This window comes from Phyllobacterium phragmitis, assembly GCF_002980495.1.
GTDB lineage: Bacteria > Pseudomonadota > Alphaproteobacteria > Rhizobiales > Rhizobiaceae > Paramesorhizobium > Paramesorhizobium phragmitis.
The window spans coordinates 173,972-199,043 of record NZ_PVBR01000005.1 but is presented as its reverse complement, the minus strand read 5'-3'; the positions used below and the strand labels follow the sequence as shown (position 1 = coordinate 199,043).

Genomic DNA, 25,072 nt, shown 5'->3' with positions numbered 1-25,072 from the left:
GCGATCCGCAAGGCTTCAGGCCATACGAAAATGCGGCACGACAACCAACTGTGACTTGCGGAGGACCTCGTCTTGATCCTACGCTTTCTTCACAGAATGCCGCCGCATCCATATCGGCTCCCCGTTTGATGGAGTGACCGTAATGCTGAATGTTTTGAAAGGCGTTTTTTCGGCCGCAGTGCTCGCAGCCGCAATGCTGCCGAGCGCTCATGCCCAATCGCTTGGAACGGAGGGCGATCCGGTGCCAAGCCAATGTCTCGCCATGGCGCAATCCCTGCCCGGTGCGATTTATGCCCGTTTCGATCCTCCCGCCGGTGCGGCAAAACCGCTGAAGGCTGCGGCGGAACCGGGCGTGGTGCGCATCACCTATGTCACCCATTCCACCTATCTGATCGAGACGCCGGAAGGCATCAGGATCGCCACGGATTATGCAGGCTGGGCCGGCGAAGGCGAGGCTCCGGATGTCGTGACCATGAACAAGGCGCATTCGTCCCACAATACGAGCTTCCCCGATCCGGCCATCAAATATGTGCTGCGCGGCTGGAATCCGGAAGGCGGCGCGGCGAAACACGCGCTGACCGTCGGCGATGCCTATATCCGCAACGTCACGACCGATATCCGTTCCGGCGCAGGCATGGAGAAGGACGGCAATTCCATCTTCATCTTCGAAACGGCCAATCTCTGCATCGGCCATCTCGGTCATCTGCATCACCCGCTGACGCCGCAGCACTTCGCCGCGATCGGGCGGCTGGATATCGTCATGGTGCCGGTCGACGGCGGCCTGACGATGAGCCAGGAGCGCATGAGCGACGTGATGAAGCGGCTGCAGGCCTCCATCGTCCTCCCCATGCATCGCTTCGCCATGCCGATGGACCGCTTCATTGCCCTGATGGGCGAGAACTTCACCGCCGATTACCGCGATAGCGACACGCTGGAAGTCTCACTTTCCACATTGCCGCGCCGGCCGACCGTCGTGGTTCTGGAAGGCACGTGAACGAACTTCCTGTGTTCAGGCCATACGCCGCCTCGACAGGAGGGGCGGCGTAAATTATCTATAATTCATGGCCAAGCAAAAAGACGATACGATTGCAGTCAGGATCAGCCGCGCTCTGGCGGAGCGCATCATCGCCGGGGCGATCGATCCGGGCACGAAACTTCGACAGGATCATATCGCGGAAGAGTTCGCCACCAGCCATGTTCCGGTGCGCGAAGCATTCCGTCGCCTGGAGGCGCAGGGGCTCGCCGTCAGCGAACCTCGCAGGGGTGTGCGTGTCGCCTCTTTCAATCTCGGAGAGATCAAGGAAGTCGCCGAGATGCGCGCCGCACTGGAAGTGCTGGCGCTGCGTCATGCCGCGCCGCATCTGACCCGCGCCATTCTCGATGAGGCTGAGGAAGCGACGAAGGCCGGCGACAAATCCCCTGATGTCCGCTCCTGGGAGGAAGCCAACCGCCGCTTTCACCGCCTGATCATCACGCCATGCGCCATGCCGCGGCTCCTTGCCTCCATCGACGATCTCCACGCCGCCAGCGCCCGCTTCCTGTTCAGCACCTGGCGGTCGGAATGGGAGGCGAGGACCGACCACGATCATCGCGCCATTCTCGCAGCACTGCGCCAGGGCGATATCGACGACGCCGCCACCATCCTCGCCCGGCATGTGCAATGGGTCGGCAAGAAGCCGGTCAAAACTGCCTCGGGCGCCATACGCGACAGCTTCGCCATCGTCGGCTGAGTGTGCCGGGCCTGCGCTGCGGCTTATGTGAGCGAAATCTCCCTACCTTCGTCATTCCTGTGCCTGTCACAGGTTGCCATGCCCCAGCGCCGCCGCAGCCGCTGCGGTGGCAACAGCATAGCCCAGCCAAAACAGGTGCTTGTATTTTCATGCGGGATATGGACTAATAAATAGATCGAATCTAAGTTTTATCTATAATATCAAATCCAGGAGCCTTTCATGAGCGACGCGACATCCCCGGCACTGCAACCCTCATTCAGCCCGCTGCGCCTCGGCAGCCGCTCTGCCGGCGTGCAAATTGGCGCGGTCCTGTGCGGCACTCTGGTTCTGGCCCTCGCCTCGCAGATCGAGGTGCCGATGGTTCCCGTAGTGATCACGCTGCAGACCCTCGTCGTGCCGCTGGTCGGCGCCCTCTATGGCTGGCGGCTCGGCACGTTGACCGTTCTCGCCTGGCTGGTCGAAGCGGCGATGGGCTTTCCGGTCCTGGCGGGCGGCGCAGGCGGCCTGCATCATTTCGCCGGTCCCACCGCGGGTTACCTCGTTTCCTTCCCCATCATCGCCGCCTTGACGGGCTGGCTCGCCGAGCGCGGCTGGAACGGGCGCAACGTGCTCCTCGCCTTCGCCTCCTTCCTCCTCGCCAACGCGCTGTGCCTGGTTATGGGAGCGATATGGCTTTCCTCGCTGATCGGCGTCGAGAAAGCCGTGGCCTTCGGCGTCACGCCCTTCCTTATCGGCGCGCTCATCAAATCGGCACTGGGCGCGGCGATCCTCAAGGCCTCGGTCCGCGAGAAAAGCGCGTAAGCGTCAGCCGTGACGATCCGCCTGCGCGCGCACCATCTTCTCTGTATGCTGACCTATGTCGGCAAAGGCTACAGCCCCGCTTTCATCGCCAATTACGATGCGATAGCGGGGCGGCTTGCCCGAGAGGATATTCTGCTGGTGGCGGGGCCCGATGACATCTGCGCCCCGCTGCTCGGCGATGACGATTGCCACTGCCATGAACAGACCGTCACGGAACGCGACGCCAGGGCAACGGAAGCTATATCAAACCTCCTCGCCCGCCCCTTGCGCCCCGGCAGCCGGATCGTGCTCGACGCGAACATGCTGTCAACGATGCGCAGGGCTTTTGCGGCAGGAAAAACCCGGCAGGCCTGCCGGGAATGCGAATGGTCGGAGCTTTGCTCAGAAGTGGCGGATGGCGGCTTTGCCGAAGCAAAAATCGCCATCCGTTAACAAGCTGTTACGACTTCGGCGCGCTCTTCTTTCTCTTCCGCGCCAGCATGTTCAGCCCTTCGACCAGCGCGGAGAAGCCCATCGCCGCGTAGATATAGCCTTTGGGCACATGATAGCCGAAACCGTCGGCGATCAGCGTCATGCCGATCATCAGGAGGAAGCCGAGCGCCAGCATGACGATCGTCGGATTGGCGGCAATGAATTTCGACAGCGGATCGGCGGCGACCAGCATGACGGTGACGGCAGCGATCACCGCGATCACCATGATCGCGATCTCATCGGTCATGCCGACCGCCGTGATGATCGAATCGATGGAGAAAACCAGGTCGAGCAACAGGATCTGCCCGATCGCCGCCCCCATCGTCAGCTTGACCACGCCGCCGACCATGCTGTCCTTGTGATCTTCCGGATCGACCGAGTGATGGATTTCCTTCGTCGCCTTCCAGACCAGGAACAGCCCACCCGCAATCAAGATGAGGTCACGCCAGGAAAAGCCATGGCCGAACAATTCGAAAATCGGCGCGGTCAGCTGAACGATGATCGATATGGTGAAGAGCAGCGCCAACCGCAGGAAGAGGGCGGCGCCGATGCCGAGACGCCGCGCCTGGGTCTGCTGCTCCGGCGGCAGCTTGTTGGTGAGGATCGAGATGAAGATCAGATTATCGATGCCGAGCACGATTTCCATGACGACGAGCGTAGCGAGCGCCGCCCATCCGGCAGGGCTGGAAAGGAATGCCAGATGTTCCGCAATGATATCCATATTTCGATGTCCCCTCTAGAAAATGCGCCATTGACCGAATAAGCGGCTGAGCACGTTAGGTAGGAATCACCCTGTTCGCCGTCAATTGGCCTTTAGATTTTCGGTCAGGACCAGAAATCCGGAATGCTCTCCTGAAGCCTGGGACCAATGCGCAACGGACCGATCTTTTCGGCAAGCCCGGTGCGATCGGATATCTCCACGCAGACACCGCTCAGCGTCGCGGGCCCGCCCGCCGCCTCGAAACGGCCCTTCGGCACCTTCGACAGAAAGCGGTTGAGCGGTTCTTCCTTGTCCATTCCGAGCGAGGAATCGTAATCGCCGCACATGCCGGCGTCGGACATGTAGCCCGTTCCGCCATTGAGGATCTGCCAGTCGGCGGTCGGCACATGAGTGTGCGTGCCGACGACCAGGCTGGCGCGGCTGTCGACGAAATGTCCGAAACACTGCTTTTCGCTGGTAGCCTCGGCATGGAAATCGAAGATCACCGCATCGGCCTGCTCACCCAGCGGACAGGCATCGAGGATTTCCGCCGCCGCCTGGAACGGATCATTGAGATCGGGATGCATGAACACCCGGCCCATGATGTTGGAGACGAGCACGCGCGCGCCATTGCGGGCGAGATAGACGCCCGCCCCCTTGCCGGCGGTGCCTTTGGGAAAATTGGCGGGACGCAGAAACCGCTCCTCGCGCTCTGCGAAATCCAGGGCCTCGCGCTGGTCCCAGACATGGTTTCCCGTTGTCACGACGTCGGCGCCGGCCCTGAGCGTATGGTTGAAAATGTCCTCGGTGATACCGAACCCGCCTGCCGCGTTTTCGCCGTTCACCACGACAAAATCCAATTTGAGATCGGCAATCAGCCCCGGCAGTTTTTCATACACCGCCGTGCGCCCCGACCGGCCCACCATATCGCCCAGAAAAAGAAATCTCATCATCTGCCTTTATCAGGCAGGCATAACGCCGCGCAAGCCGCTCTCGGTGAGGATCTGTGAAAGCCGCAGATCATGCGGCTCATCCGGTACGTCCGCCACTTCCTGGCAATCGAAGGCCAGACCGATCAGCCGCGGACGCAGGCCCTTCTCGGCGAGCCGCGCCAGAGCACGGTCGTAATGTCCGGCACCATAGCCGATGCGCCTGCCATATATGTCGAAGGCAGCGAGCGGCACCAGCATCAAATCCGGATCGAGCACCCGCGCCGCCGAGCTGGGCCCGATCGTGCCGAAACCGGTATCGACCATCGGCGTGTCGTCAAGCAATTCACGGAAGCTGATGGTTTCGCGGTCGAGCACGACAGGCAGGCAAAGCCTGGCGCCACGTTCCCGCAACGTGGCGAGAAGCGGACGTGGATCGATCTCGGAGCGAATCGGCCAGAAGCCCGAGATCACAGTACCGGGTGCAAAGGCGATGCCCTCGCCATGCCTGGCGGCCGCCAACGAAGCATTCGCGCGATAGTCGACGTCGAGCGCATCGCGCCGGGCAAGCGCTTGCCGCCGCAGCGCCTTTTTCAATTCCTTGCGATCAGGGACGATTTGCTCCACCCGCCACTCCATGAATAACAGCCGAAAACAACCGCAACGGGGCATTGAGGTCAAGTAAATTAGGGAGGTCAAGCAAATCGGAAAAGGGTGGCGACCACAACGACCGATGGAGAGATTGATCCCGGGAACCTACAACGTAGGTGGGCGCCGTATGAAAAAGCCCACGGGCCTTTCCAGGGACAGCTCCCTTGAGATCAATTAAGGCCCCGGGGATTGTGTTACTCCTGTCGGGAAGTGCAGTACGCCGACAGCCAATATAGGACTCCAGGGGCCCGTGCGCCAGTGGGGCAAGCCTGCTTGTTCATGCTTTTTGAATAAAAACACGAGACCGGAAGCGGCCTATCCGGCCTGCGCCGTTCAGCGCGCTTCACGCAACCGGCTTCACCGCGATCCTGGTCGCCAGCGTCTCGATACGCTGCGCCACGTCCGACAGGGTCCCGGTCAGCGCCGCGTCGTTCTTGTCGGCCTTGTTCAAGGCCTCGTCGCGCGAACGGCGCAGGGTTTCCGCCTCGTTTTCCAGCCCCTTCAGACGCTTCTGCATTTCGACCAGCTCGTCCATGACCATGATGCCGGCCATGACGGTCAAACGCTGGTCTCCGATCTCGCCGAAAGAGGATTTCAGATGGGTCACATAACGGTCGAAGCGCTCGGCCAACCCCGTCAGGTGCTGCTCCTGCCCTTCGTCGCAGGCCATACGGTAGGCTTTGCCGTCGATCGTAACAGTCACCGTTGCCATGTGATCTCTCCTATACGGCTTACCTGTCCAGCACGGCGCGGATCGTTTCCATCGCTGTGACAAGACGCCGCGACACTTCGCGGTTCGCAGATTCGAGACGTTCGGCACGGGATTCGGATGTGTCCAGCTCTTGCGCCAACCGGCTGCGGTCGGTGTTCATGCGCTGCACTTCTTCCTCGGCTTCCGCATAATCGCCCTCTTTCTCAAGCCTTAGATCGACTGCTTCCTCAAGCGCATTGAGCGCCCGGTCCAGCCTATCCATGACTTGTTTGAGAGTCGTTTCCGGTGCCATCCCTGGTTATTCCCTTGACCGTTCGTTGCAAAATCCAATGGCGACGAATCGCATTGCCAAGAACGGCTTCCAATCTGAATATTAGTGCCTGCTTTGATTGCACGCAACAAATCACGGCAGTCATGAAAAAGTCATACACCGGTTATCGACTGCATTATGTCCTTTTGCTGACAATGCACAAGTTCCGCACAGGCTTGGTTATCCGACCCGGCTGGCTGAATCGTAGGGCATGGTTTTATTGACTCCACATCTGCACCTGCTATGTGTCGCCTGCTCTTCCAGCATCGCCGAAACAGGCGCGCTCAAGTCCCTTTCGAAAGACGGCCGAGACCATGACCAATTCCGAAAAATGCAACAAAATGGCAAATGCGATCCGTTTCCTGTCGATGGACGCGGTGGAAAAGGCCAATTCCGGCCATCCCGGCCTGCCGATGGGCGCGGCCGATATCGCCACGGTTCTCTACACCCGGTTTCTTTCGCATGATCCGAAGAACCCGCATTGGCCCGACCGCGACCGTTTCGTCCTGTCCGCCGGCCATGGGTCGATGCTGCTCTATTCCGTGCTCTATCTCTCCGGTTACGAGGATATCACGCTCGACGAGATCAAGAGTTTCCGCCAGTTGGGTTCAAGGACCGCAGGCCATCCCGAATATGGCCATGCCGCAGGGATCGAGACGACCACCGGCCCGCTCGGTCAGGGACTGGCCAATGCCGTCGGCATGGCGCTGGGCGAACGCATCTTGAATGCGCAGTTCGGTGATGACCTCGTCAATCACTACACCTATGCGCTCGCCGGCGACGGCTGCCTGATGGAAGGCATCAGCCAGGAAGCCATCGCGCTTGCCGGCCATCTGAAGCTCAACAAGCTCATCGTCTTCTGGGACAACAACAGCATCACCATCGACGGTGCCGTGTCGCTCTCCGACAACACCGACCAGCCCGCGCGTTTCGCCGCATCCGGCTGGAACACGCTGAGCATCGACGGTCACGATCAAGATGCCATCGCCACGGCGATCGAAGAGGCCCGTGCCTCCGACAAGCCGACGATGATCGCCTGCAAGACCACCATCGGCTTCGGCGCGCCGAACAAGGCCGGCACCAACAAGGTCCACGGCTCGCCGCTCGGCGCCGACGAAATCGCCGCCACGCGCAAGGCTCTCGGCTGGGAAGAGACTCCTTTCGTCATTCCCGCTGATGTTCTCGATACCTGGCGCGTTGCCGGACTGAATGCAGCACGCAAGCGTCAGGAATGGGAAAAACGTCTGGCCGCTGCCGACGCCGACACCCGCGGAGAATTCGAACGCCGCATTCGCGGTGATCTGCCCGGCGGCTTCGAGCAGGCGATCGCCGATTACAAGAAGAAGGTTTCGGCGGAAAAACCCAAGGTAGCCACCCGCAAAGCGTCCGAAATGGCGCTTGAGATCATCAATGGCGTGGTACCCGAAACCGTTGGCGGCTCCGCCGACCTCACCGGCTCCAACAACACCAGGACCAGTCAGACCAAACCGATCACGCCTGATGACTATAGCGGGCGCTATATCCATTACGGTATCCGCGAGCACGGCATGGCGGCAGCGATGAATGGTCTGACGCTGCATGGCGGCATCATTCCCTATTCCGGCACCTTCCTCACCTTCTCCGATTACTGCCGCCCGGCAATGCGCCTGTCGTCGCTGATGGGTATTCGCGTGGTCTATGTGATGACGCATGATTCCATCGGCCTGGGCGAGGATGGCCCGACGCACCAGCCCGTCGAGCAGCTTGCGGCGCTGCGGGCGATCCCGAACCATCTGGTGTTCCGCCCCGCCGATGTGGTGGAAACGGCCGAATGCTGGGAATTGGCGCTGAAATCGACAAAGGCGCCATCGACCATTGCCCTCACCCGGCAGAACCTGCCGACGGTCCGCACCGATCATATCGAGGAAAACCTCTGCGCTTACGGCGCCTATGAGCTGGCGACAGCCGGCGACGATGCCAAGGTGACGATTTTCGCCACCGGGTCGGAAGTCGAGATCGCACTCGACGCTCGTGCCACGCTCGAGAGGAACGGCATTGCGACGCGCGTCGTCTCCGTCCCCTGTTTCGAACTCTTCGAACAACAGACGCCGGCCTATCAGCAGGCGCTGCTCGGCGATGCGCCGGTCAAGATCGCGGTCGAGGCGGCGATTTCGCTCGGCTGGCAGCGTTTCATCGGTGATGATGGAATCTTCATCGGCATGACTGGTTTCGGCGCCAGCGGGCGCATCGAAGACCTCTACAAGCATTTCGGCATTACCGCAGAGGCCGTCGTCAAGGCTGCCGAAGCCAAATTGCAGAAAGCCGCTTGATTAGCGGCACTGGCCACTAGAGCGCCGCGCGTCCAATTGGGCGCGCAAAGGACGCTCTAGCACTTTGAAATGCTGCATAATTTTATCCTTAAATCGATTCTGATTTAAGGAATTATGCAGTCGGGCTCATCAGGGCACCACCCACACCCAGTAGGGAGAGAATAGAAAATGGCAGTTCGCGTCGCAATCAACGGGTTTGGTCGTATCGGCCGCAATATCCTTCGCGCCATTGTCGAATCCGGCCGCACCGACATCGAAGTCGTGGCGATCAATGATCTCGGTCCGGTGGAAACCAATGCGCATCTGTTGCGCTACGACTCGGTCCACGGCCGCTTCCCGGCTTCCGTCAAGGTCGAAGGCGACACGATTACCGTCGGCGGCGGCAAGCCAATCAAGGTGACGGCGATCAAGGATCCGGCGATGCTCCCCCACAAGGAGCTCGGCGTCGACATCGCGATGGAATGCACCGGCTTCTTCACCACCCGCGACAAGGCTGCCGCGCATCTGACCGCCGGCGCCAAGCGCGTGCTCATCTCCGCCCCCGCCGAGGGCGCCGACCTGACGGTCGTCTACGGCGTCAATCATGACAAGCTGACCAAGGACGATCTGGTCATCTCCAACGCCTCGTGCACCACCAACTGCCTCGTTCCGGTGGTCAAGGTCCTGAACGACGCAGTCGGCATCGACCATGGCTTCATGACGACAATCCACTCCTATACCAACGACCAGCCGTCGCTCGACCAGATGCACAAGGACCTCTACCGCGCCCGCGCAGCGGCCCTTTCGATGATCCCGACCTCGACAGGTGCGGCCAAGGCCGTCGGCCTGGTGCTGCCGGAACTCAAGGGCAAGCTCGACGGCACCTCGATCCGCGTTCCGACCCCCAACGTCTCGGTCGTCGATTTCAAGTTCGTCGCCAAGCGCGACACGACGGTCCAGGAAATCAACGACGCCATCAAGGCTGCCGCCGACGGCCCGCTGAAGGGCGTCCTCGGCTATACCGACGAGCCTTTGGTGTCGCGCGATTTCAACCATGACAGCCAGTCCTCGATCTTCGCGATCGATCAGACCAAGGTCATAGAGGGCACCTTCGTCCGTATCCTTACCTGGTACGACAATGAATGGGGCTTCTCCAACCGCATGAGCGATACCGCCGTCGCCTTTGCCAAGGTGATCTGAGCCGATGTTCAGAGCCCTCTCCCAAAGAACGGTGCGCTGGCGCCTGCTTGAGGGAGAGGGTCTCGAACACCTCACCATCACGCCGCATGAAGGCGGTATCCGCGTCGATAGCGTGGTGATCGGCGATCGCGGCGGCATTCCCTACGGCGTGCGCTACCGCATCGATTGCGATGCACGCTGGCATGTCGGCAGCTTTTCCGTCGAGACCATGGCAGGACAGCGGCTGGCGCTTCTTTCCGATGGCAAAGGGCGCTGGCGCGATGAGGACGGCGATGCCTTGCCCGAATTCGACGGCTGCATCGATATCGACCTTGCCGGAACGCCTTTCACCAATACAATACCGATCAGACGTCTCGGCCTGACGCCGCAGTCGGAGACGGCGAAGCTCACCATGCTTTATGTGCCGTTCGATGGCTTCGAACCATTCCGCGACGGACAGAACTATACCTGCCTGGAAGCGGACCGGCTCTACCGCTACCAGGCCGAGGACCGCAGCTTCAGCGCCGACCTTCCTGTCGATGAGGACGGCCTTGTTATCGATTATCCAGGCCTGTTCGAAAGGCTGAAAGCGTGATTTGGTAGTGTTCGCGCCCTTTGCCCGGGACGATCCACGATCATGCGCAACACCGACCGGAGAGAAGACCGATGAGTTTCCGTACCCTCGATGATGCCGATATCACATCCAAGCGTGTTCTTCTCCGCGTCGACCTGAATGTCCCGCTGTCCAATGGCGAAGTAACGGATGCCACCCGTATCGAGCGCGTCGTGGAGACCATTTCCGAACTGTCGAAGAAAGGGGCGAAAGTCATCCTGCTGGCGCATTTCGGACGTCCCAAAGGCTCGCCATCCCCTGAATTTTCGCTGCGCCAGGTGGTGAAGGCGTTGGAGAAACATCTGCATCACCCCGTCCGTTTTGCCGAGGATTGCATCGGTGAGAAGGCGACAAGCGCTGTCGCGGCCATGAAGGACGGTGACATCCTGCTCCTGGAGAATACCCGTTTCCACCCCGGCGAAGAAAAGAACGACCCCGATTTCGCCAGGGCGCTGGCCGCCAATGGCGACATCTATGTCAACGATGCTTTTTCGGCCGCCCACCGCGCTCATGCCTCGACGGAAGGCCTCGCCCATCTGCTTCCCGCCTATGCCGGCCGTGCCATGCAGGCCGAACTCGATGCACTGGAAAAGGGTCTTGGCAATCCCGCCCGCCCGGTGGTGGCGATTGTCGGCGGCGCAAAGGTTTCCTCCAAGATCGATCTCCTGATGAACCTGATCGAAAAGGTCGATGCGCTGGTCATCGGCGGCGGCATGGCCAACACCTTTCTCGCCGCACGCGGCATCGGCGTCGGCAAATCGCTTTGCGAGCATGATCTCGCCGACACGGCGCGCCAGATCATGGCCAAGGCGGAGGACGCCAAATGTGCCATCATCCTTCCCGTCGATGCCATCGTCGCATGGCATTTCCAGGCTGATGCGCCCAACCACGCCTATGGCCTCGACGCGATTCCGGCCGATGGCATGATTCTCGATGTCGGGCCGCAGTCGATCGAACGCATCCAGGGCGCCATAGACGATGCCGCGACGCTGGTCTGGAACGGACCGCTCGGCGCTTTCGAACTTCGCCCCTTCGACAAGGCGACGGTCGCTGCCGCGCGCCATGTCGCGGCCCGCACCAGGGATGGCGATCTCGTCTCGGTCGCCGGCGGCGGCGATACGGTCGCGGCGCTCAACCACGCGGGCGTCGCCGATGATTTCAGCTATGTATCGACGGCGGGCGGCGCCTTCCTCGAATGGATGGAAGGCAAACCACTTCCAGGCGTCGACGTATTGCGGCAATCGTAGAACCGGGACGCCCTCCTTCTTTAACCGTCTGCCGAAAAAAGTGATACTCCTAAATCGTTTGAAATAAATTCAATCGTTTCAAAGGTTTGCACTGGCGTTTCGTTTACCGCACTCTTTTGTTATTGCGCTGATGAAAGAACGAAAAAGTTGGAGCCCCCATTGATGAGTGAACGTCTCGAAGATATCGCGATTGCCATGGTTGCCGACGGCAAGGGCCTTCTTGCCGCCGATGAAAGTTCGGGAACGATCAAGAAGCGGTTCGATACGATCGGCCTGACCTCCACGGAAGAAAGCCGCCGCGATTATCGCGAAATGCTGTTCCGCTCCGAAGAGGCGATGAAGAACTGCATCTCAGGCGTCATCCTCTATGATGAAACCATTCGCCAGAGCGCAGCCGACGGCACCAGGCTCGCCGACATCATCAAGCAGGCCGGCAGTATCCCGGGCATCAAGGTCGATGCCGGCGCAAAACCGCTGGCGGGCTTCCCCGGCGAGACCATCACCGAAGGGCTCGATGGCCTGCGCGAACGCCTGTCCGAATATTATGCGCTTGGCGCGCGTTTCGCCAAATGGCGCGGCGTGATCTCCATCTCCGATGGCCTGCCCAGCTGGGGCGCAGTCAAGCAGAATGCCCAGGCGCTGGCCCGCTATGCAGCACTTTGCCAGGAAGCCGGCATCGTCCCGATCGTCGAGCCTGAGGTGCTGATGGACGGCAAGCCCGGCGACCACTCCATCGACCGCTGCTATGAAGTCACCGAATGGGTGCTCAAGACGGTCTTCGCCGAACTCTATGACGCGCGCGTCTTGCTGGAAGGCATGATCCTCAAGCCGAACATGGTCATCGACGGCAAGAATGCCCGCAAAGCTTCCGTCGAGGAAATCGCCGAAAAGACAGTGCGCTGCCTGAAATCGACGGTGCCCTCGGCGGTGCCGGGGATTGCCTTCCTGTCCGGCGGCCAATCGGACGAGGAGGCGACGGCACATCTCTCGGCCATGAACGCCGCTTATCAGCTGCCGTGGAAGCTCACCTTCTCCTATGGCCGTGCATTGCAGGCAGCCGCACTGAAGGCCTGGGCCGGCAAGCCGGAGAATGTCGCCGCCGGACAGCGCGCCTTCTCCCACCGCGCCCGCATGAATGCGCTTGCCGCGACGGGCGGTTGGAAACGCGATCTCGAAAAGGCCGCATGAAGCCAGGACATTGTCCAATAAAAAGCCCGGATCGCACGATCCGGGCTTTTTTATTTAAACACGGCCCCTGCATGCAGGGCGACGACGAGGAACATCAGCCCGATCGCCACCACTGCGATCTTCCAGAAATCGCTGCGTTGCCTCAGGCCCGGCAGCCCCAGCGGCTTGACCAGATGCAGTGCCATCACAACGAGGAGCAGAACGAGTAGAATCTTGGTCAAGGGCCGGTCCTTTGAAAAGTCTCTTACAGCGCAGCACGCTGAACCGCCAAGCCTTTTCCGGTCCTGATTTTACGCCGATGCTTTAGTCCCATGGACGTCTGGATACCCGGAGGGCTAGAACAGGGGTGGAGGACTGTTTTTGGGAGGAACGGAATGTCGTCGCGCTATACCGCCACCTATGATTCATGGAAACGCGATCCGGAAGGCTTCTGGGCCGACGCCGCGCAAGCCATCGACTGGGTCCGGCCATGGGAGAAGGTCTTCGATTCCGATCTGGGCGTCTATGGGCGATGGTTCCCAGGCGCGCTGTGCAACACCTGTTACAACGCCCTCGACCGTCACGTCGAAAACGGACGCGGAGACCAGCCCGCCATCATCTATGACAGCCCCATCACCGGCAGCAAGCGCAAGCTGACCTATCGGGAGATTCTCGCAGAAGTCCAGGCGTTTGCCGCGATCATGCTCGATAATGGCGTGAAGACCGGCGACCGCGTCATCATCTACATGCCGATGGTGCCTGAAGCGGCGATTGCCATGCTCGCCTGCGCCCGCATCGGCGCGATCCACTCCGTGGTCTTCGGCGGTTTCGCCGCCAATGAACTCGCCAGCCGCATCGATGATGCGGCGCCGGTCATGATCATCGCCGCTTCCTGCGGCCTGGAGCCGGGCCGCGTCATCGCCTATAAGCCGATGCTCGACAAGGCCATCGACATGGCGGGGCACAAGGTCTCGCGCTGCATCGTTCTCGAACGGCCCCAACTTGCCTATGCTCCCGTGGAAGGCCGCGATATCGATTATGCGTCAGCCGTCGCCGCCGCGCGCGGTCGCACGGTCCCTTGCGCACCCGTCGCCGCCACCGATCCGCTCTATGTGCTCTATACCTCCGGCACGACGGGACAGCCCAAGGGCGTCGTGCGCGACAATGGCGGGCATATGGTGGCACTTGCCTGGTCGATGGGCGCGGTCTTCGATATCGGACCCGGCGACGTCTTCTGGGCGGCTTCCGATGTCGGCTGGGTCGTCGGCCATTCCTATATCGTCTATGGGCCGCTGCTTGTCGGCGCGACCAGCATCCTCTTTGAGGGCAAGCCCGTCGGCACGCCCGACCCCGGCACTTTCTGGCGCATCATCGATGAGCACGATGTGAAGACGATGTTCACCGCCCCGACCGCCTTCCGCGCCATCAAGAAGGACGATCCGGGCGGCGAATACGTGAAGCGTCACGATCTTTCGCGCTTCCGTTGTCTTTTCCTTGCCGGGGAACGCGCTGATCCCGATACGATCAAATGGGCCGAGGAAAAGCTCTCCGTTCCGGTGATCGACCATTGGTGGCAGACCGAATCAGGCTGGCCGATGGTGGCAAATCCCGTCGGCCTCGGTATCCTGCCGGTGAAATACGGTTCGCCCACCAAGACCCTGCCCGGCTATGAAATCCATGTGGTGGACGATGCCGGACATCAGGTGAAACGCGGCGATCTCGGCAATATCGTCGTCAAGCTTCCGCTCGCTCCCGGCTGCCTGCCGACGCTCTGGAACGCCGACCAGCGCTTCCGCGATGCCTATCTCGCCGAATTTCCCGGCTATTACAAGACCGCGGATGCCGGCTATATGGACGAGGACGGCTATCTCTACATCATGAGCCGCACCGACGACATCATCAACGTCGCCGGCCATCGCCTCTCGACCGGCGCGATGGAGGAAATCATCTCCGGCCACCCTGATGTGGCTGAATGCGCGGTCATAGGCATTGCCGATGCGTTGAAGGGGCAGGTCCCCTGCGGATTTCTGGTTCTCAACTCAGGCGTGACCCGCAACGCCTGCGATATCGAGGCGGATTGCATCGCCAGAGTGCGCGAGGAAATCGGCGCGGTCGCGGCCTTCAAACTGGCGCTCGCCGTCAAGCGGCTGCCGAAAACCCGTTCAGGCAAGATATTGCGCGGCACGATGCAGAAGATCGCCGATGGCGAGCAATGGAACATGCCCGCCACCATCGATGATCCGGCCATCCTGGCGGAAATAGCCGAAGCGCTGAAACTGCGTGGCATCGGCGGTTGACCCCTCACCGCGCCCGGTCCAATCTCCGCCCCTGGTGCGAATATCGAAAGGCAGGGAAGAACCATGGGGCTGGAAGGCAAAACAGCGATCGTGACGGGCGGCGCGCAGGGCATCGGATATGCCATCGCGAAACGCTATCTGATCGACGGCGCCAGCGTGGTGATGGCGGATTTAGACGAAGCAAAGGGCGCCGCGGCGGCAAAGGATCTGTCGCAGTTCGGTGCGGTACGGTTTACGCCGGCCGATGTCGGCCAGAAACTCGACGTGCATAATCTGCTGGCGTTTGCGACCGATGCTTTCGGCGACATCGACATTCTCGTCAACAATGCCGGTATAGCGCACAACGCTGATTTCCTTTCATTGAAGGAGGAGGATTTCGATCGCGTGCTGCGGATCAATTTGAAAGGCTCCTTCCTCTGCGCCCAGGCCGTGGCGCGCCGGATGGTGGCGAGGGTCGAGGCGGGCGGCCCTGCTGGAACGATCATCAACATGTCGTCGGTCAATGCGCTGTTCGGGCTGGAGAGCCAGGTGCCCTACTCGATCTCCAAGGGCGGCGTGAACCAGCTCACCCGCGTCATGGCCGTTTCGCTCGCTCCCTACGGCATCCGCGTCAATGCCATCGGACCAGGTTCGATCAACACCGACATGCTGGCAAGCGTCAACGCCGATGCCGGTGCCATGGACCGCATCCTGTCGCGAACGCCGATGGGCCGCGTAGGTGAGCCCTCCGAGATTGCCGGCATAGCGGCTTTCCTCGCCTCTCCCGATTCGAGCTATGTCACGGGACAGACGATCTATGCCGATGGCGGACGACTACCGCTGAACTACACCGTTCCGGTCAAGGCATGACCCGTCCGACAATCTCCCGACACTCCTGACAGATAGCTGTCAGCAGGAGTGTGCGATGATACCTTCCTGAAACCAAGGGAGAAACCAGGATGGGTATCGTCATAGCTCCTATTTTGAGCGTGCTTCAGCACTATCGCCGGAAGATCCGGGCAAGGCGCGACCAGATCCGCACGGAACGCCTGATCGGCAACCTGCCGCGCTACATTCAAAAAGACATCGGCTGGCCGGACGCCTATCCCGAACGCAGGGCGGATCGCTGGAAGCTACCCTGTGATGCGCAAGAATTGTAGAATCGCCAAGAAAATCAGATAATGGGCGCGAAAATGACAGAAAAAAAGACAATCGGCCTCGTTTTCATCCAGGGTTATGCCGATTGGGAGTTCGGCTTCCTTTCCGGGTCCGCCGTCGAATATTTCAACGCGCGTGTCGTCGCTCTCGCGCCTGAGAAAAAATCCGTCAGGTCCATCGGCGGGCTGGTCCTGGCGCCGGATCGCGGTGTCTCCAGCGCTGAGAACGCCGATCTCGACGCGGTCGCAATCATCGGTTCGCAAACCTGGTTTTCCGCCACGCCTCCTGACATCGCGCCGCTGCTTCTGGCGGTTCACGCACGGGGCGGAACAGTCGGCGGCATCTGTGCCGGCACGCTGGCGCTTGCTCGCGCCGGCCTTTTCTCAGGCCGCGATCACACCAGCAACGGCGCGGGGTGGATTCAGGGGAAAATCGGCGATTACGATGGCTCCGACCATTATCGCGATGTACCCTTTGCCGTCAGCGACAGCCAAATCATCAGCGCCTCGGGTACGGCACCGGGGACATTTGCCGCAGCCTTTCTCGAAACGCTTTTCCCGACAAAGGCCGACGACATCGGGCAAATGCGCAGGCTTTTTTCGCGCGAATATGGGAGTGCCTGACGTCGATGCGGCGCGCCGACCGTCTTTTTCAGATCGTGCAACGCCTGCGTGGCGGCAGGCTGGTGACGGCGAGGCTATTGGCCGAACGGCTGGAGGTTTCGGAACGTACCATCTACCGCGATATCGCCGATCTGCAGTCCACAGGCGTTCCCATCGATGGGGAAGCGGGCGTCGGCTATATATTGCGCGAGGGATACGATCTGCCGCCGCTGATGTTCACGCGCGATGAAATCGTCGCCCTTGTCGCCGGTGCCAGGCTGGTTCGCGCCTGGGGCGGCGCATCCATGGCGCGCGGCGCGGAAGAAGCGCTGGTCAAGATCGAGGCCGTGCTCCCGAAAGAGGACCGTTCGCGCATTGCCAACACGCAGATCCATGCGCCCGCCGCCAATATCAGCGAATATGAGAGACAGATCATCGATATCGTCGAGCGCGCCGTTGATGGCGGCAATGTGCTGACCATCCGCTACAGGGATTTGGAAGGGCGCGAGAGCGGCCGTGATATCCGTCCGCTCGGCCTCTGGTTCTGGGGCAAGGTCTGGACCGTCATCGGCTGGTGCGAATTGCGGACTGCATTCCGCACATTCCGCACCGACCGTATTTCGCTTGCAGCGGATTCAGGCCGCCGTTTCCGCCCCGAGCGCGGCAAGACGCTCGCCGATTTCTACCGATTGATGGAAGCCCGCGAGTTCAACGCCTACAAGGACCAATATTAGTATTATTTCTCCCAAGCACATCAGGACCGGCACATGAAAAACCCGGCGTGGATATCTCCACGCCGGGTTTTCATCAATTCATCCGGGAAACGAGTTTATTCCTCGTCTTCATCCTCGTTGTTCGAACCCTTCAGCGAGGAAAGCTTGGCGAAAACCTTGTCGGCATCGAGCTCCTGCTCTTCGCTGGAAGACGGCTGGTCGCGGTAATCGGCATTCTCCGTCGCCGAAGCCGGAAGCAGCGTGTCGCCGGTTTCCGCCGCTGTGGCCGGACGGTTGCGCGAAGCGCGTTCGACCTCGAGATCGAGATCGATCTGCGAGCAGAGGCCAAGCGTCACCGGATCCATCGGCTGGAGATTGGCCGAATTCCAATGGGTACGGTTGCGGATCTGCTCGATGGTCGATTTCGTCGTACCGATGAGACGCGAAACCTGCGCATCCTTCAGTTCAGGGTGATTGCGCACAAGCCAGAGAATGGCGTTCGGACGGTCCTGGCGTTTCGACAGCGGGGTGTAGCGCGGTCCCTTGCGCTTGGTTTCCGGTACGCGCACCTTCGGCTCCAGGAGCTTCAGCTTGTGATTGGGATCCTTCTCGCCCTTGGCGATCTCCTCGCGGGAGAGCTGGCCGGTGATGACGGGATCGAGGCCTTTGATGCCCTGCGCGGCTTCACCATCGGCGATCGCTTTCACTTCAAGCGGGTGCAGCTTGCAGAAATTGGCGATCTGATCGAAGGATAGCGCGGTATTGTCGACAAGCCAGACGGCCGTTGCCTTCGGCATAAGAAGCTGGGTGGCCATTTAGATATAGTCCTCTTGTTCGTCCGCTCCGGGGGCGCGGGCCGTGGGTAACCACAATTTTCCGGGAATTCACGTCGTATATAGCGATGTTTTCATCGAGGGGCAAGGAAGCGCTGCGGATTGCCGTGCATTACCTTCCGTTTTCATCGAACTGTCATGAAAGCGTCATCGCATTGAAATGGAGTTGAACAAGGAGTTGCACAAGAAATAGGGAGATTCACTCATGCCCAAACTCAGGCAACACCATTCCGTATACCTTACCCTCTTCACCATCCTGACTGCCTCCGCTGCATTTCCGGCAGCCGCCGAGCCTGTCTTCAACCGCATCGCCACCTTCCCCGTCGCCAGCAATCTTCCGGCGGATGCCGACAAGACGACCGAGACATCGTCGGAGATCATTGCCGCTTCCGAGGATGGCAATACGCTTGTCTATTCCGACAGCCCCTATGGCGGCATCGGCTTCGTCGACATCACGGATCCGGCCCAGCCGAAACCAGGCGGCAGCATCAAGGTCGACGGCGAGCCGACATCGGTGATCGTGGTAGGCGGCAAGGTGCTCGCTGGCGTCAACACCTCGCAAAGCAAGGTGAAACCTTCCGGACGTCTCGATGTGATCGATCTCGCCACGCGCAAGGTCGAAGCAAGCTGCGACCTAGGCGGTCAGCCCGATTCCGTTGCGGTTTCACCCGACAAGGCGTTTCTTGCCGTGGCAATCGAAAACGAACGCGACGAGGATCTGAACGATGGCGAACTGCCGCAGCTTCCCGCCGGCGACCTCAAGATATTCTCGCTAAAGGACGGCCAGCCCGATTGCGCCAGCATGAAGACCGTGGCGCTGACCGGCTTGGCCGAGATCGCGCCGGAAGACCCGGAACCGGAATTCGTCAGCTTCAACGGCAAGAACGAAATCGCCGTGACGCTGCAGGAAAACAACCACATCGCCATCGTCGATGCGGCGAGCGGCAAGCTCCTTTCGCATTTCTCCGCCGGCAGCGTCGATCTCGACGGCATCGACAGCAAGTCTGACGGAGCACTTACTTTCGACCGCAGCCTGAAAGGCGTTCGGCGCGAACCTGACGCGATAAAATGGCTCGATGACGAGCGCCTCGTCACCGCCAATGAAGGCGATTACAAGGGCGGCTCGCGCGGCTTCACCATCTTCGCCCGCGATGGCAAGGTTCTCTACGAATCCGGCCCGTCGCTGGAACGGCGGATCGTGCAGATCGGCCATTATCCCGACAAGCGCTCGGGCAAGAAGGGCGCCGAACCGGAAGGCCTCGAAACCGCAACCTTCGGCGATGCGAAGTATATTTTCGTTGCCGCCGAGCGCGCTTCCGTCATCGGCGTCTACAAGGATACTGGAGGCGAACCGGAATTCGTCCAGCTTCTGCCTTCCGGCATTGCACCTGAAGGTCTTGTCGCGGTACCGGGCCGCGATCTGCTCGTCACCGCCAACGAGGCCGACCTGGTCGAGGATGGCGGCCCTCGCTCGCATGTGATGGTTTATCGGCTTGAGGACGGCACGCCGGCCTACCCGCAGATCGTCTCCGCCACCAAAAAAGACGGATCGCCGCTCGGCTGGGGCGCGCTCTCCGGCCTGGTCGCCGATCCCAAGGAACCGGGCAAGCTCTTCGCGGTTTCCGATTCCTTCTATTCGACGGCGCCGACGATCTTCACCATCGATGCAAACGCGCAGCCGGCGCGGATCACTGGTGCACTCGTCGTGACACGCGGCGGACAGCCGGCGCAGAAAATCGACCTCGAAGGCATCACCACCGACGGCAAGGGCGGTTTCTGGCTGGCCAATGAAGGCAATGCCAAGAAGCTCATCCCGCACGCCATCCTGCATGTCGACGAAAAAGGCGCGATCAAGCAGGAAATCGCCCTGCCCGAGGACGTTCTGGCGGGCCAGAAACGTTTCGGCCTGGAAGGCATCACGCTCACAGGCGAAGGCGACGACGCAACCCTGTGGATGGCCGTGCAGCGCGAATGGGCGGACGATCCGAAGGGTACCGTGAAGCTTCTCGCCTACAAGCCGAAGAGCAAGGAATGGACAGCGGTACGATACCCGCTCGACAAGACCGAGGCAGGCTGGGTCGGCCTTTCGGAGATCACCGCCCATGACGGCCAGCTCTATATCGTCGAGCGCGACAACCAGATCGGCGACAAGGCGGCGATCAAGAGGCTTTACCGCGTCGCCCTGGAAGGGCTGGAGCCTGCGAAGCTTGGCGGCGAACTGCCGGTGGTACAGAAGACGCTCGCGCATGATTTCATGCCCGATCTGAAATCGGCGAACGGTTACGTGGTCGACAAGCTCGAAGGCTTTGCCATCGACAGCAATGGGAAAGGCTATGCCGTCACCGACAATGACGGTGTGGACGACTCCTCGGGCGAGACCTTGTTCTTCACCATCGGCAAGGTCCAGGCCCTGAACTGAATGGAGCTTTTGAAGCACGGAAGGCCGCGCAATGCGCGGCCTTTTTCGTTTCACGCGACGTCGAGCACGATCTTGCCAATGTGATGGCCGTCTTCCATGCGTTCGTGTGCCCGCCAGGCATCGCGTAGCGGGAAGATCATGTCCATGACCGGCGCGATACGTCTTTCCGCCAGAAGCGGCCAGACCTTGCTTTCGAGCTCACGGGCAATTGACGCTTTGAACGCCACGGGGCGCGACCGCAGCGTCGAGCCGGTATGGGTCAGGCGTTTGGTCATCAGCTTCGAGAAATTGACATTCGCCTTCGCGCCGTTCAGGAAAGCGATCTGGACAATGCGCCCGTCGATCGCCGCCGCATCATAATTGCGGTCGATATAGTCGCCGCCCACCATGTCGAGAATGACCTGCGCGCCCTTGCCGTCGGTGGTTTCCTCAACAGCTTTGACGAAATCCTCCTCGTGGTAATTGATCGCCCTGTCGGCGCCGAGCCTGAGACAGGCCTCGCATTTCTCCGCCGAGCCGGCGGTCGTGATGACATAGGCGCCAAAAGCATTGGCAAGCTGGATCGCCGTCGTGCCGATGCCCGACGAGCCGCCATGCACCAGCAGTGTTTCCCCTTGCTTCAGGCCGCCCCGCTCGAACACATTGTGCCAGACGGTAAAGAAGGTTTCCGGAATGGCCGCTGATTCGGCATAGCCGAAGCCGGACGGAAGCGGCAGCGCGTTGCTTTCGTCCACGACCACGAATTCGGCATAGCCGCCGCCCGCAACGAGCCCCATCACCTGGTCGCCCACGCGGAAACGCTCGACCCGCTCGCCCACGGCCGCTACCTCACCGGCGATTTCCAGCCCCGGAATATCCGACGCGCCGGGAGGTGGAGGATAATGGCCCTGCCTTTGCAGAACATCGGGACGATTGACGCCCGCGGCCTTCACATGGACCAGGATTTCACTCGCCGCAGGTCTCGGCACGGGACGTTTCATCGGTTTCAGCACACGCGGACCGCCCGGTTGGGTGATCTCGATCGCCGTCATCTGCGATGGGTTTTGCAGAGACATATAGAATCGCTCCTTCGAATGATTTGCCTGATCGAATGATTTGATGTCAGGCCCAAGGGAATGTATCGTTTGACCCGCGTCTGGCAATGGGGTCGAACCAATGCCAGTACCGAGGAGCGTGCCGAGGGGGGAATGAGGAGAACATCATGACGCTTTTCGACGACGAGCCGCCTATCCGGAAAACCGCTCACGAAATCGGGCAGGATCTTTCCTTGTTATCGGTTGCGGAACTGGATGAACGTATCGCTATTCTGCGCGCGGAAATCGAGCGGCTGGAAGCCGATCGCGACAAAAAGGGAGACAGCAAAACGGCTGCTGAAGCGCTGTTTCGCTGAACCAGCCCGAATAATGGCCAATATCTTGGCCAATATCTCCGCCAGAATCGCTGCCCGGGATTTTACTGACGTTCCGGGCACGTAATCGATTTCTATTTTTGCCATCGGCCTTCGGCACTTCCTCCTTCGGTAGAACCTCACAAATTCGGGGACCATTTTGTTCAGTTCTTTTATTCAGGTCTTTGCGCTTCTCTGCGGCACGGCGTTTCTTCTGGCTGGATCCGGTCTTCATGGTCTTCTCCTGCCTCTGCGCGGCGGCAGCGAAGGCTTTGCGCTCGGTTCCCTCGGTCTTCTCGGCACCGCCTGGGCAGGCGGTTTCATCGCCGGCTGCCTGCTCGCGCCAAGGCTCGTGCGCCGGGTCGGCCATGTCCGCGCCTTCGGCTTCTTTGCATCCTCGGCCGCCATCATCGCCCTTCTCACCGGTCTCTTCATCGACCAGACCGTCTGGATCGTGCTGCGCGCCTTCACCGGCTTCGCCATGGCGGGTGCATTCATGGTCATCGAAAGCTGGCTGAACGAGCGCGCCACCAATGAAACCCGCGGTCAGATTTTCGGCCTCTACATGATGGTGAATTACGGCGCGGTGATGAGCGGCCAGTTGATCGTTGTCGCCGGCGACGTGCATACCGCCAGCCTCTTCATGGTCACGGGTATCTTTCTGTGCATGGCGCTGATCCCAACCGCCATATCGACCGCCATCAGTCCGAAGCCTCTCAGTGAAGTACAGCTCGACCTGAAGGTGCTCTACAAGAATTCGCCGGTGTCCTTCGTCAGTTGCATCCTGATCGGCATCGCCAACGGCGCCTGGGGTACGCTCGGCGCCGTGTTCGGTGCCGCCTCGGGCATCGATACCACCACGATCGCCCTGATGGTCAGTTTCACCATCCTGGCCGGCGCCCTCACGCAAATCCCCGTCGGGCGTTTCTCGGACAGAACGGACAGGCGTTTCGTACTCGCCGGTGTCGCGGGCGCCTCATCCATGGTCGGGCTTGCCATCTTTCTCATCGCACCGACCAGCGCCATCGTCATTCTCATCATGACCGCGCTCTATGGCGCTCTCACCTATGCGCTCTATCCGGTCGCCGTCGCCCACGCCAACGACTTCGCGGCCTCGGAGAACTTCGTGGAGATTTCCGGCGGGCTGCTCCTGCTTTACGGCTTCGGCACGATGATCGGACCGCTCCTGGCGGCGGTCGCGATGCAATATCTCTGGCCCTCTGCATTGTTTGCCGTGACCGCGCTTGCGCATATCTCGATCACTGTCTACGCCATCATCCGCTCACGTCAGCGCCCGGCGCCTTCAACGGAAGAAAAGGACAACTTCCAGAGCCTGCCTTCCCAACGCGCGGCGACGCCGGAAGGGCTCAGGCTCGTCCCACGCGCCGACGGAGAACAGGACTAAAGCACCTCACCCGAAAGTCGGAACCGGTTTCGGGCGATGGGCGAGAAATTTCCAGAGGCGCCTATAATTGCTACAGGCGTCCCCGGTCTACATTCCGAAAAATTCAGTGGCGGGTAACCTGTATTCTGAGCCTTTCAATCTGGTCTTTGAGCAGCAGTTTCTTGCGCTTGAGGTCAGCAATGCGAAGATTGTCCATTGCCGGACATGACATCGCTTCGGTGATTTCCCTTTCCAGGGCGCCGTGCTTCTTCTCCAGCGTTGCAAGATGGGACTCAATGGCCATGATTGCATCTCCTTCGGTTGCTTTCCTCGTAAAGGCTTCAGGTCATGAGCTCATAAATCCGATCGAATATGCAGCGATGAACAAGACAGCCATGCAGGCCTATGTCCATCAGGTTCCGCAAACCAATGTTGCAGAGGTCAACACGCATCTTTTTGCTGTTTCAGGCGTCATTCGATCAAATTCACGAGCCCATGACCTGACCCTGCCGGAAGACTTCGTGACAGAGCGATGACAGTCTGCCACGACTTGGTCCGGAAGTCGAATTTGGGATAGTAGCATTTTCTCCGAGGCAAAAATGTGGTATGGGCTCCGCCCGGCGTCGAAACGCGATCCCCGCGATTTCTTGGACGATCCCAAAGCAGATAATTAAGAACGGGACAAACCGCATGTCCGATCAGGACCAGGCAGAGATACGACTGGCTGTCGCACGTCTGAAACAGGAACACGCGGATTTCGACGCCGCCATCAACGCCATGATCCAGGTCGGCTGCGATCAATTGCGCATCCAGCGCATGAAGAAGAAGAAGCTCGTCATCAAGGACAAGCTTCAGGAACTGGAAGACGGGATCATCCCCGATATCATCGCCTGAGTTCATATGTGAATTCGTCAACGGGCTCTCTCACGGCCCCGTATCGTCCTTGCCTTGCGGGCTTTCCGCTTTTCGGCTAAGTGCCCCTTTCGAACAATGGGGATTTGGCGATGGCTGAAACACGTGCTGAAGTCGCGATCATCATGGGCAGCCAGTCCGACTGGCCGACAATGCGCCATGCCGCCGACACGCTTGAGGCCCTGGGCATCTCCCACGATGCCCGCATCATCTCCGCCCATCGTACGCCGGACCGCCTCGTCGCCTTCGCCAAGGGCGCCAGGGCCGAGGGTTTCAAGGTGATCATCGCTGGCGCGGGAGGTGCGGCCCATCTGCCCGGGATGGCCGCCTCCATGACACCGCTCCCGGTCTTTGGCGTACCGGTCCAGTCAAAGGCGCTTTCCGGCCAGGATTCGCTCCTCTCCATCGTCCAGATGCCGGCTGGCATCCCCGTCGGCACGCTTGCCATCGGACGCTCCGGTGCGATCAATGCAGCACTGCTCGCCGCCGCCGTTCTGGCGCTTTCCGACCCGGAGCTCGCCAAACGGCTCGATGCCTGGCGAGCGGAGCAAAGCGCCAAGGTTGCCGAACGTCCCCAGGACGAGGCGTGA

General features: G+C 60.5%; 29 protein-coding genes and 1 other RNA gene. 20 read left to right on the top strand and 10 right to left on the bottom strand.

Annotated elements, in window-relative coordinates; genetic code table 11:
• The first annotated feature begins 142 nt into the window (after nucleotides 1–142).
• From C5748_RS08840 to C5748_RS08825, 4 genes are all read left to right on the top strand, one after another.
• Nucleotides 143–994, top strand: coding sequence for an MBL fold metallo-hydrolase (locus C5748_RS08840; RefSeq protein WP_245428900.1), 852 nt, complete (start codon nucleotides 143–145; stop codon nucleotides 992–994).
• A 67-nt stretch (nucleotides 995–1,061) separates the two neighbouring features.
• The gene (locus C5748_RS08835; protein WP_105741565.1) at nucleotides 1,062–1,730 is read left to right on the top strand and encodes a GntR family transcriptional regulator; all 669 of its coding nucleotides are present in this window, start codon (nucleotides 1,062–1,064) and stop codon (nucleotides 1,728–1,730) included.
• 219 nt (nucleotides 1,731–1,949) lie between these two features.
• Nucleotides 1,950–2,531 (top strand): biotin transporter BioY, encoded by a 582-nt coding sequence (locus tag C5748_RS08830; RefSeq protein ID WP_105741564.1) that lies wholly within the window; start codon nucleotides 1,950–1,952, stop codon nucleotides 2,529–2,531.
• 9 nt (nucleotides 2,532–2,540) lie between these two features.
• Entirely contained in the window at nucleotides 2,541–2,963 is a 423-nt protein-coding gene (locus C5748_RS08825) for a DUF1284 domain-containing protein (protein ID WP_105741563.1), read from the top strand.
• A 7-nt stretch (nucleotides 2,964–2,970) separates the two neighbouring features.
• Here the strand turns inward: C5748_RS08825 and C5748_RS08820 are convergent, their stop codons facing one another.
• The 6 genes from C5748_RS08820 to C5748_RS08795 form a co-directional block, all read right to left on the bottom strand.
• Entirely contained in the window at nucleotides 2,971–3,723 is a 753-nt protein-coding gene (locus tag C5748_RS08820) for a TerC family protein (protein WP_105741562.1), read from the bottom strand.
• Between the two features lie 104 nt (nucleotides 3,724–3,827).
• The gene (locus C5748_RS08815; RefSeq protein ID WP_105741696.1) at nucleotides 3,828–4,652 is read right to left on the bottom strand and encodes a TIGR00282 family metallophosphoesterase; all 825 of its coding nucleotides are present in this window, start codon (nucleotides 4,650–4,652) and stop codon (nucleotides 3,828–3,830) included.
• A 12-nt stretch (nucleotides 4,653–4,664) separates the two neighbouring features.
• A complete protein-coding gene (locus C5748_RS08810) occupies nucleotides 4,665–5,270 on the bottom strand; it encodes a 5-formyltetrahydrofolate cyclo-ligase (RefSeq protein WP_105741561.1) in 606 nt (201 codons plus the stop codon).
• Nucleotides 5,271–5,346: 76 nt separating this feature from the next.
• Nucleotides 5,347–5,504: non-coding RNA, 6S RNA (ssrS, locus tag C5748_RS08805), on the bottom strand.
• A gap of 121 nt (nucleotides 5,505–5,625) precedes the next feature.
• Complete coding sequence (locus C5748_RS08800; protein ID WP_105741560.1) at nucleotides 5,626–5,994, bottom strand: cell division protein ZapA; 369 nt, start codon at nucleotides 5,992–5,994, stop codon at nucleotides 5,626–5,628.
• A 19-nt stretch (nucleotides 5,995–6,013) separates the two neighbouring features.
• Entirely contained in the window at nucleotides 6,014–6,286 is a 273-nt protein-coding gene (locus tag C5748_RS08795) for a DUF4164 domain-containing protein (RefSeq protein WP_105741559.1), read from the bottom strand.
• Nucleotides 6,287–6,618: 332 nt separating this feature from the next.
• Here C5748_RS08795 and tkt point away from each other — a divergent pair, with 332 nt between their 5' ends.
• The 5 genes from tkt (at nucleotide 6,619) to C5748_RS08770 (ending at nucleotide 12,819) form a co-directional block, all read left to right on the top strand.
• Nucleotides 6,619–8,613, top strand: coding sequence for a transketolase (tkt, locus tag C5748_RS08790; RefSeq protein ID WP_105741558.1), 1,995 nt, complete (start codon nucleotides 6,619–6,621; stop codon nucleotides 8,611–8,613).
• A gap of 168 nt (nucleotides 8,614–8,781) precedes the next feature.
• Nucleotides 8,782–9,792, top strand: coding sequence for a type I glyceraldehyde-3-phosphate dehydrogenase (gap, locus tag C5748_RS08785; RefSeq protein WP_105741557.1), 1,011 nt, complete (start codon nucleotides 8,782–8,784; stop codon nucleotides 9,790–9,792).
• Between the two features lie 4 nt (nucleotides 9,793–9,796).
• Entirely contained in the window at nucleotides 9,797–10,366 is a 570-nt protein-coding gene (locus C5748_RS08780) for a putative glycolipid-binding domain-containing protein (protein ID WP_105741556.1), read from the top strand.
• A gap of 71 nt (nucleotides 10,367–10,437) precedes the next feature.
• Nucleotides 10,438–11,631 carry a phosphoglycerate kinase gene (locus C5748_RS08775; RefSeq protein WP_105741555.1) on the top strand — a complete coding sequence of 398 codons (1,194 nt, stop codon included), beginning with the start codon at nucleotides 10,438–10,440 and terminating at the stop codon, nucleotides 11,629–11,631.
• A 162-nt stretch (nucleotides 11,632–11,793) separates the two neighbouring features.
• Nucleotides 11,794–12,819: a class I fructose-bisphosphate aldolase gene (locus C5748_RS08770; RefSeq protein WP_105741554.1), complete on the top strand. Its 1,026-nt coding sequence runs from the start codon at nucleotides 11,794–11,796 to the stop codon at nucleotides 12,817–12,819.
• 50 nt (nucleotides 12,820–12,869) lie between these two features.
• Here the strand turns inward: C5748_RS08770 and C5748_RS28530 are convergent, their stop codons facing one another.
• Nucleotides 12,870–13,040, bottom strand: coding sequence for a hypothetical protein (locus tag C5748_RS28530; RefSeq protein ID WP_199194740.1), 171 nt, complete (start codon nucleotides 13,038–13,040; stop codon nucleotides 12,870–12,872).
• 153 nt (nucleotides 13,041–13,193) lie between these two features.
• Here C5748_RS28530 and C5748_RS08765 point away from each other — a divergent pair, with 153 nt between their 5' ends.
• The 5 genes from C5748_RS08765 (at nucleotide 13,194) to C5748_RS08745 (ending at nucleotide 17,568) form a co-directional block, all read left to right on the top strand.
• Nucleotides 13,194–15,095, top strand: a complete 1,902-nt coding sequence (locus C5748_RS08765; protein WP_105741553.1) for a propionyl-CoA synthetase — start codon at nucleotides 13,194–13,196, stop codon at nucleotides 15,093–15,095.
• A gap of 63 nt (nucleotides 15,096–15,158) precedes the next feature.
• The gene (locus tag C5748_RS08760) at nucleotides 15,159–15,944 is read left to right on the top strand and encodes an SDR family NAD(P)-dependent oxidoreductase (protein ID WP_105741552.1); all 786 of its coding nucleotides are present in this window, start codon (nucleotides 15,159–15,161) and stop codon (nucleotides 15,942–15,944) included.
• Between the two features lie 89 nt (nucleotides 15,945–16,033).
• A complete protein-coding gene (locus C5748_RS08755) occupies nucleotides 16,034–16,234 on the top strand; it encodes a hypothetical protein (protein ID WP_105741551.1) in 201 nt (66 codons plus the stop codon).
• A 33-nt stretch (nucleotides 16,235–16,267) separates the two neighbouring features.
• Complete coding sequence (locus tag C5748_RS08750; RefSeq protein ID WP_105741695.1) at nucleotides 16,268–16,855, top strand: DJ-1/PfpI family protein; 588 nt, start codon at nucleotides 16,268–16,270, stop codon at nucleotides 16,853–16,855.
• A gap of 5 nt (nucleotides 16,856–16,860) precedes the next feature.
• Entirely contained in the window at nucleotides 16,861–17,568 is a 708-nt protein-coding gene (locus tag C5748_RS08745; RefSeq protein WP_105741550.1) for a helix-turn-helix transcriptional regulator, read from the top strand.
• 95 nt (nucleotides 17,569–17,663) lie between these two features.
• On the opposite strand, the gene C5748_RS08740 is transcribed toward C5748_RS08745, so the two are convergent.
• Nucleotides 17,664–18,362 carry a DUF1013 domain-containing protein gene (locus C5748_RS08740; protein WP_105741549.1) on the bottom strand — a complete coding sequence of 233 codons (699 nt, stop codon included), beginning with the start codon at nucleotides 18,360–18,362 and terminating at the stop codon, nucleotides 17,664–17,666.
• Nucleotides 18,363–18,585: 223 nt separating this feature from the next.
• Between C5748_RS08740 and C5748_RS08735 the strand changes: the two genes are divergently transcribed.
• A complete protein-coding gene (locus C5748_RS08735; protein ID WP_105741548.1) occupies nucleotides 18,586–20,799 on the top strand; it encodes an esterase-like activity of phytase family protein in 2,214 nt (737 codons plus the stop codon).
• A gap of 50 nt (nucleotides 20,800–20,849) precedes the next feature.
• On the opposite strand, the gene C5748_RS08730 is transcribed toward C5748_RS08735, so the two are convergent.
• Nucleotides 20,850–21,854 (bottom strand): NAD(P)H-quinone oxidoreductase, encoded by a 1,005-nt coding sequence (locus tag C5748_RS08730; RefSeq protein ID WP_105741547.1) that lies wholly within the window; start codon nucleotides 21,852–21,854, stop codon nucleotides 20,850–20,852.
• Nucleotides 21,855–22,000: 146 nt separating this feature from the next.
• Here C5748_RS08730 and C5748_RS08725 point away from each other — a divergent pair, with 146 nt between their 5' ends.
• Nucleotides 22,001–22,189 (top strand): DUF1192 domain-containing protein, encoded by a 189-nt coding sequence (locus C5748_RS08725; RefSeq protein ID WP_105741546.1) that lies wholly within the window; start codon nucleotides 22,001–22,003, stop codon nucleotides 22,187–22,189.
• 157 nt (nucleotides 22,190–22,346) lie between these two features.
• Entirely contained in the window at nucleotides 22,347–23,591 is a 1,245-nt protein-coding gene (locus C5748_RS08720) for an MFS transporter (RefSeq protein ID WP_105741545.1), read from the top strand.
• Between the two features lie 103 nt (nucleotides 23,592–23,694).
• On the opposite strand, the gene C5748_RS08715 is transcribed toward C5748_RS08720, so the two are convergent.
• Nucleotides 23,695–23,877, bottom strand: a complete 183-nt coding sequence (locus C5748_RS08715; RefSeq protein ID WP_199194745.1) for a YdcH family protein — start codon at nucleotides 23,875–23,877, stop codon at nucleotides 23,695–23,697.
• Between C5748_RS08715 and C5748_RS08710 the strand changes: the two genes are divergently transcribed.
• The 3 genes from C5748_RS08710 to purE all read left to right on the top strand — a co-directional run bounded on the left by C5748_RS08710 (nucleotide 23,867) and on the right by purE (nucleotide 25,072).
• Complete coding sequence (locus C5748_RS08710) at nucleotides 23,867–24,106, top strand: hypothetical protein (RefSeq protein ID WP_105741543.1); 240 nt, start codon at nucleotides 23,867–23,869, stop codon at nucleotides 24,104–24,106. The two genes, C5748_RS08715 and C5748_RS08710, sit on opposite strands and share 11 nt — an antisense overlap.
• Before the next feature lie 154 nt (nucleotides 24,107–24,260).
• Nucleotides 24,261–24,464 carry a YdcH family protein gene (locus C5748_RS08705; RefSeq protein WP_105741542.1) on the top strand — a complete coding sequence of 68 codons (204 nt, stop codon included), beginning with the start codon at nucleotides 24,261–24,263 and terminating at the stop codon, nucleotides 24,462–24,464.
• A gap of 110 nt (nucleotides 24,465–24,574) precedes the next feature.
• Nucleotides 24,575–25,072, top strand: a complete 498-nt coding sequence (purE, locus tag C5748_RS08700) for a 5-(carboxyamino)imidazole ribonucleotide mutase (protein WP_105741541.1) — start codon at nucleotides 24,575–24,577, stop codon at nucleotides 25,070–25,072.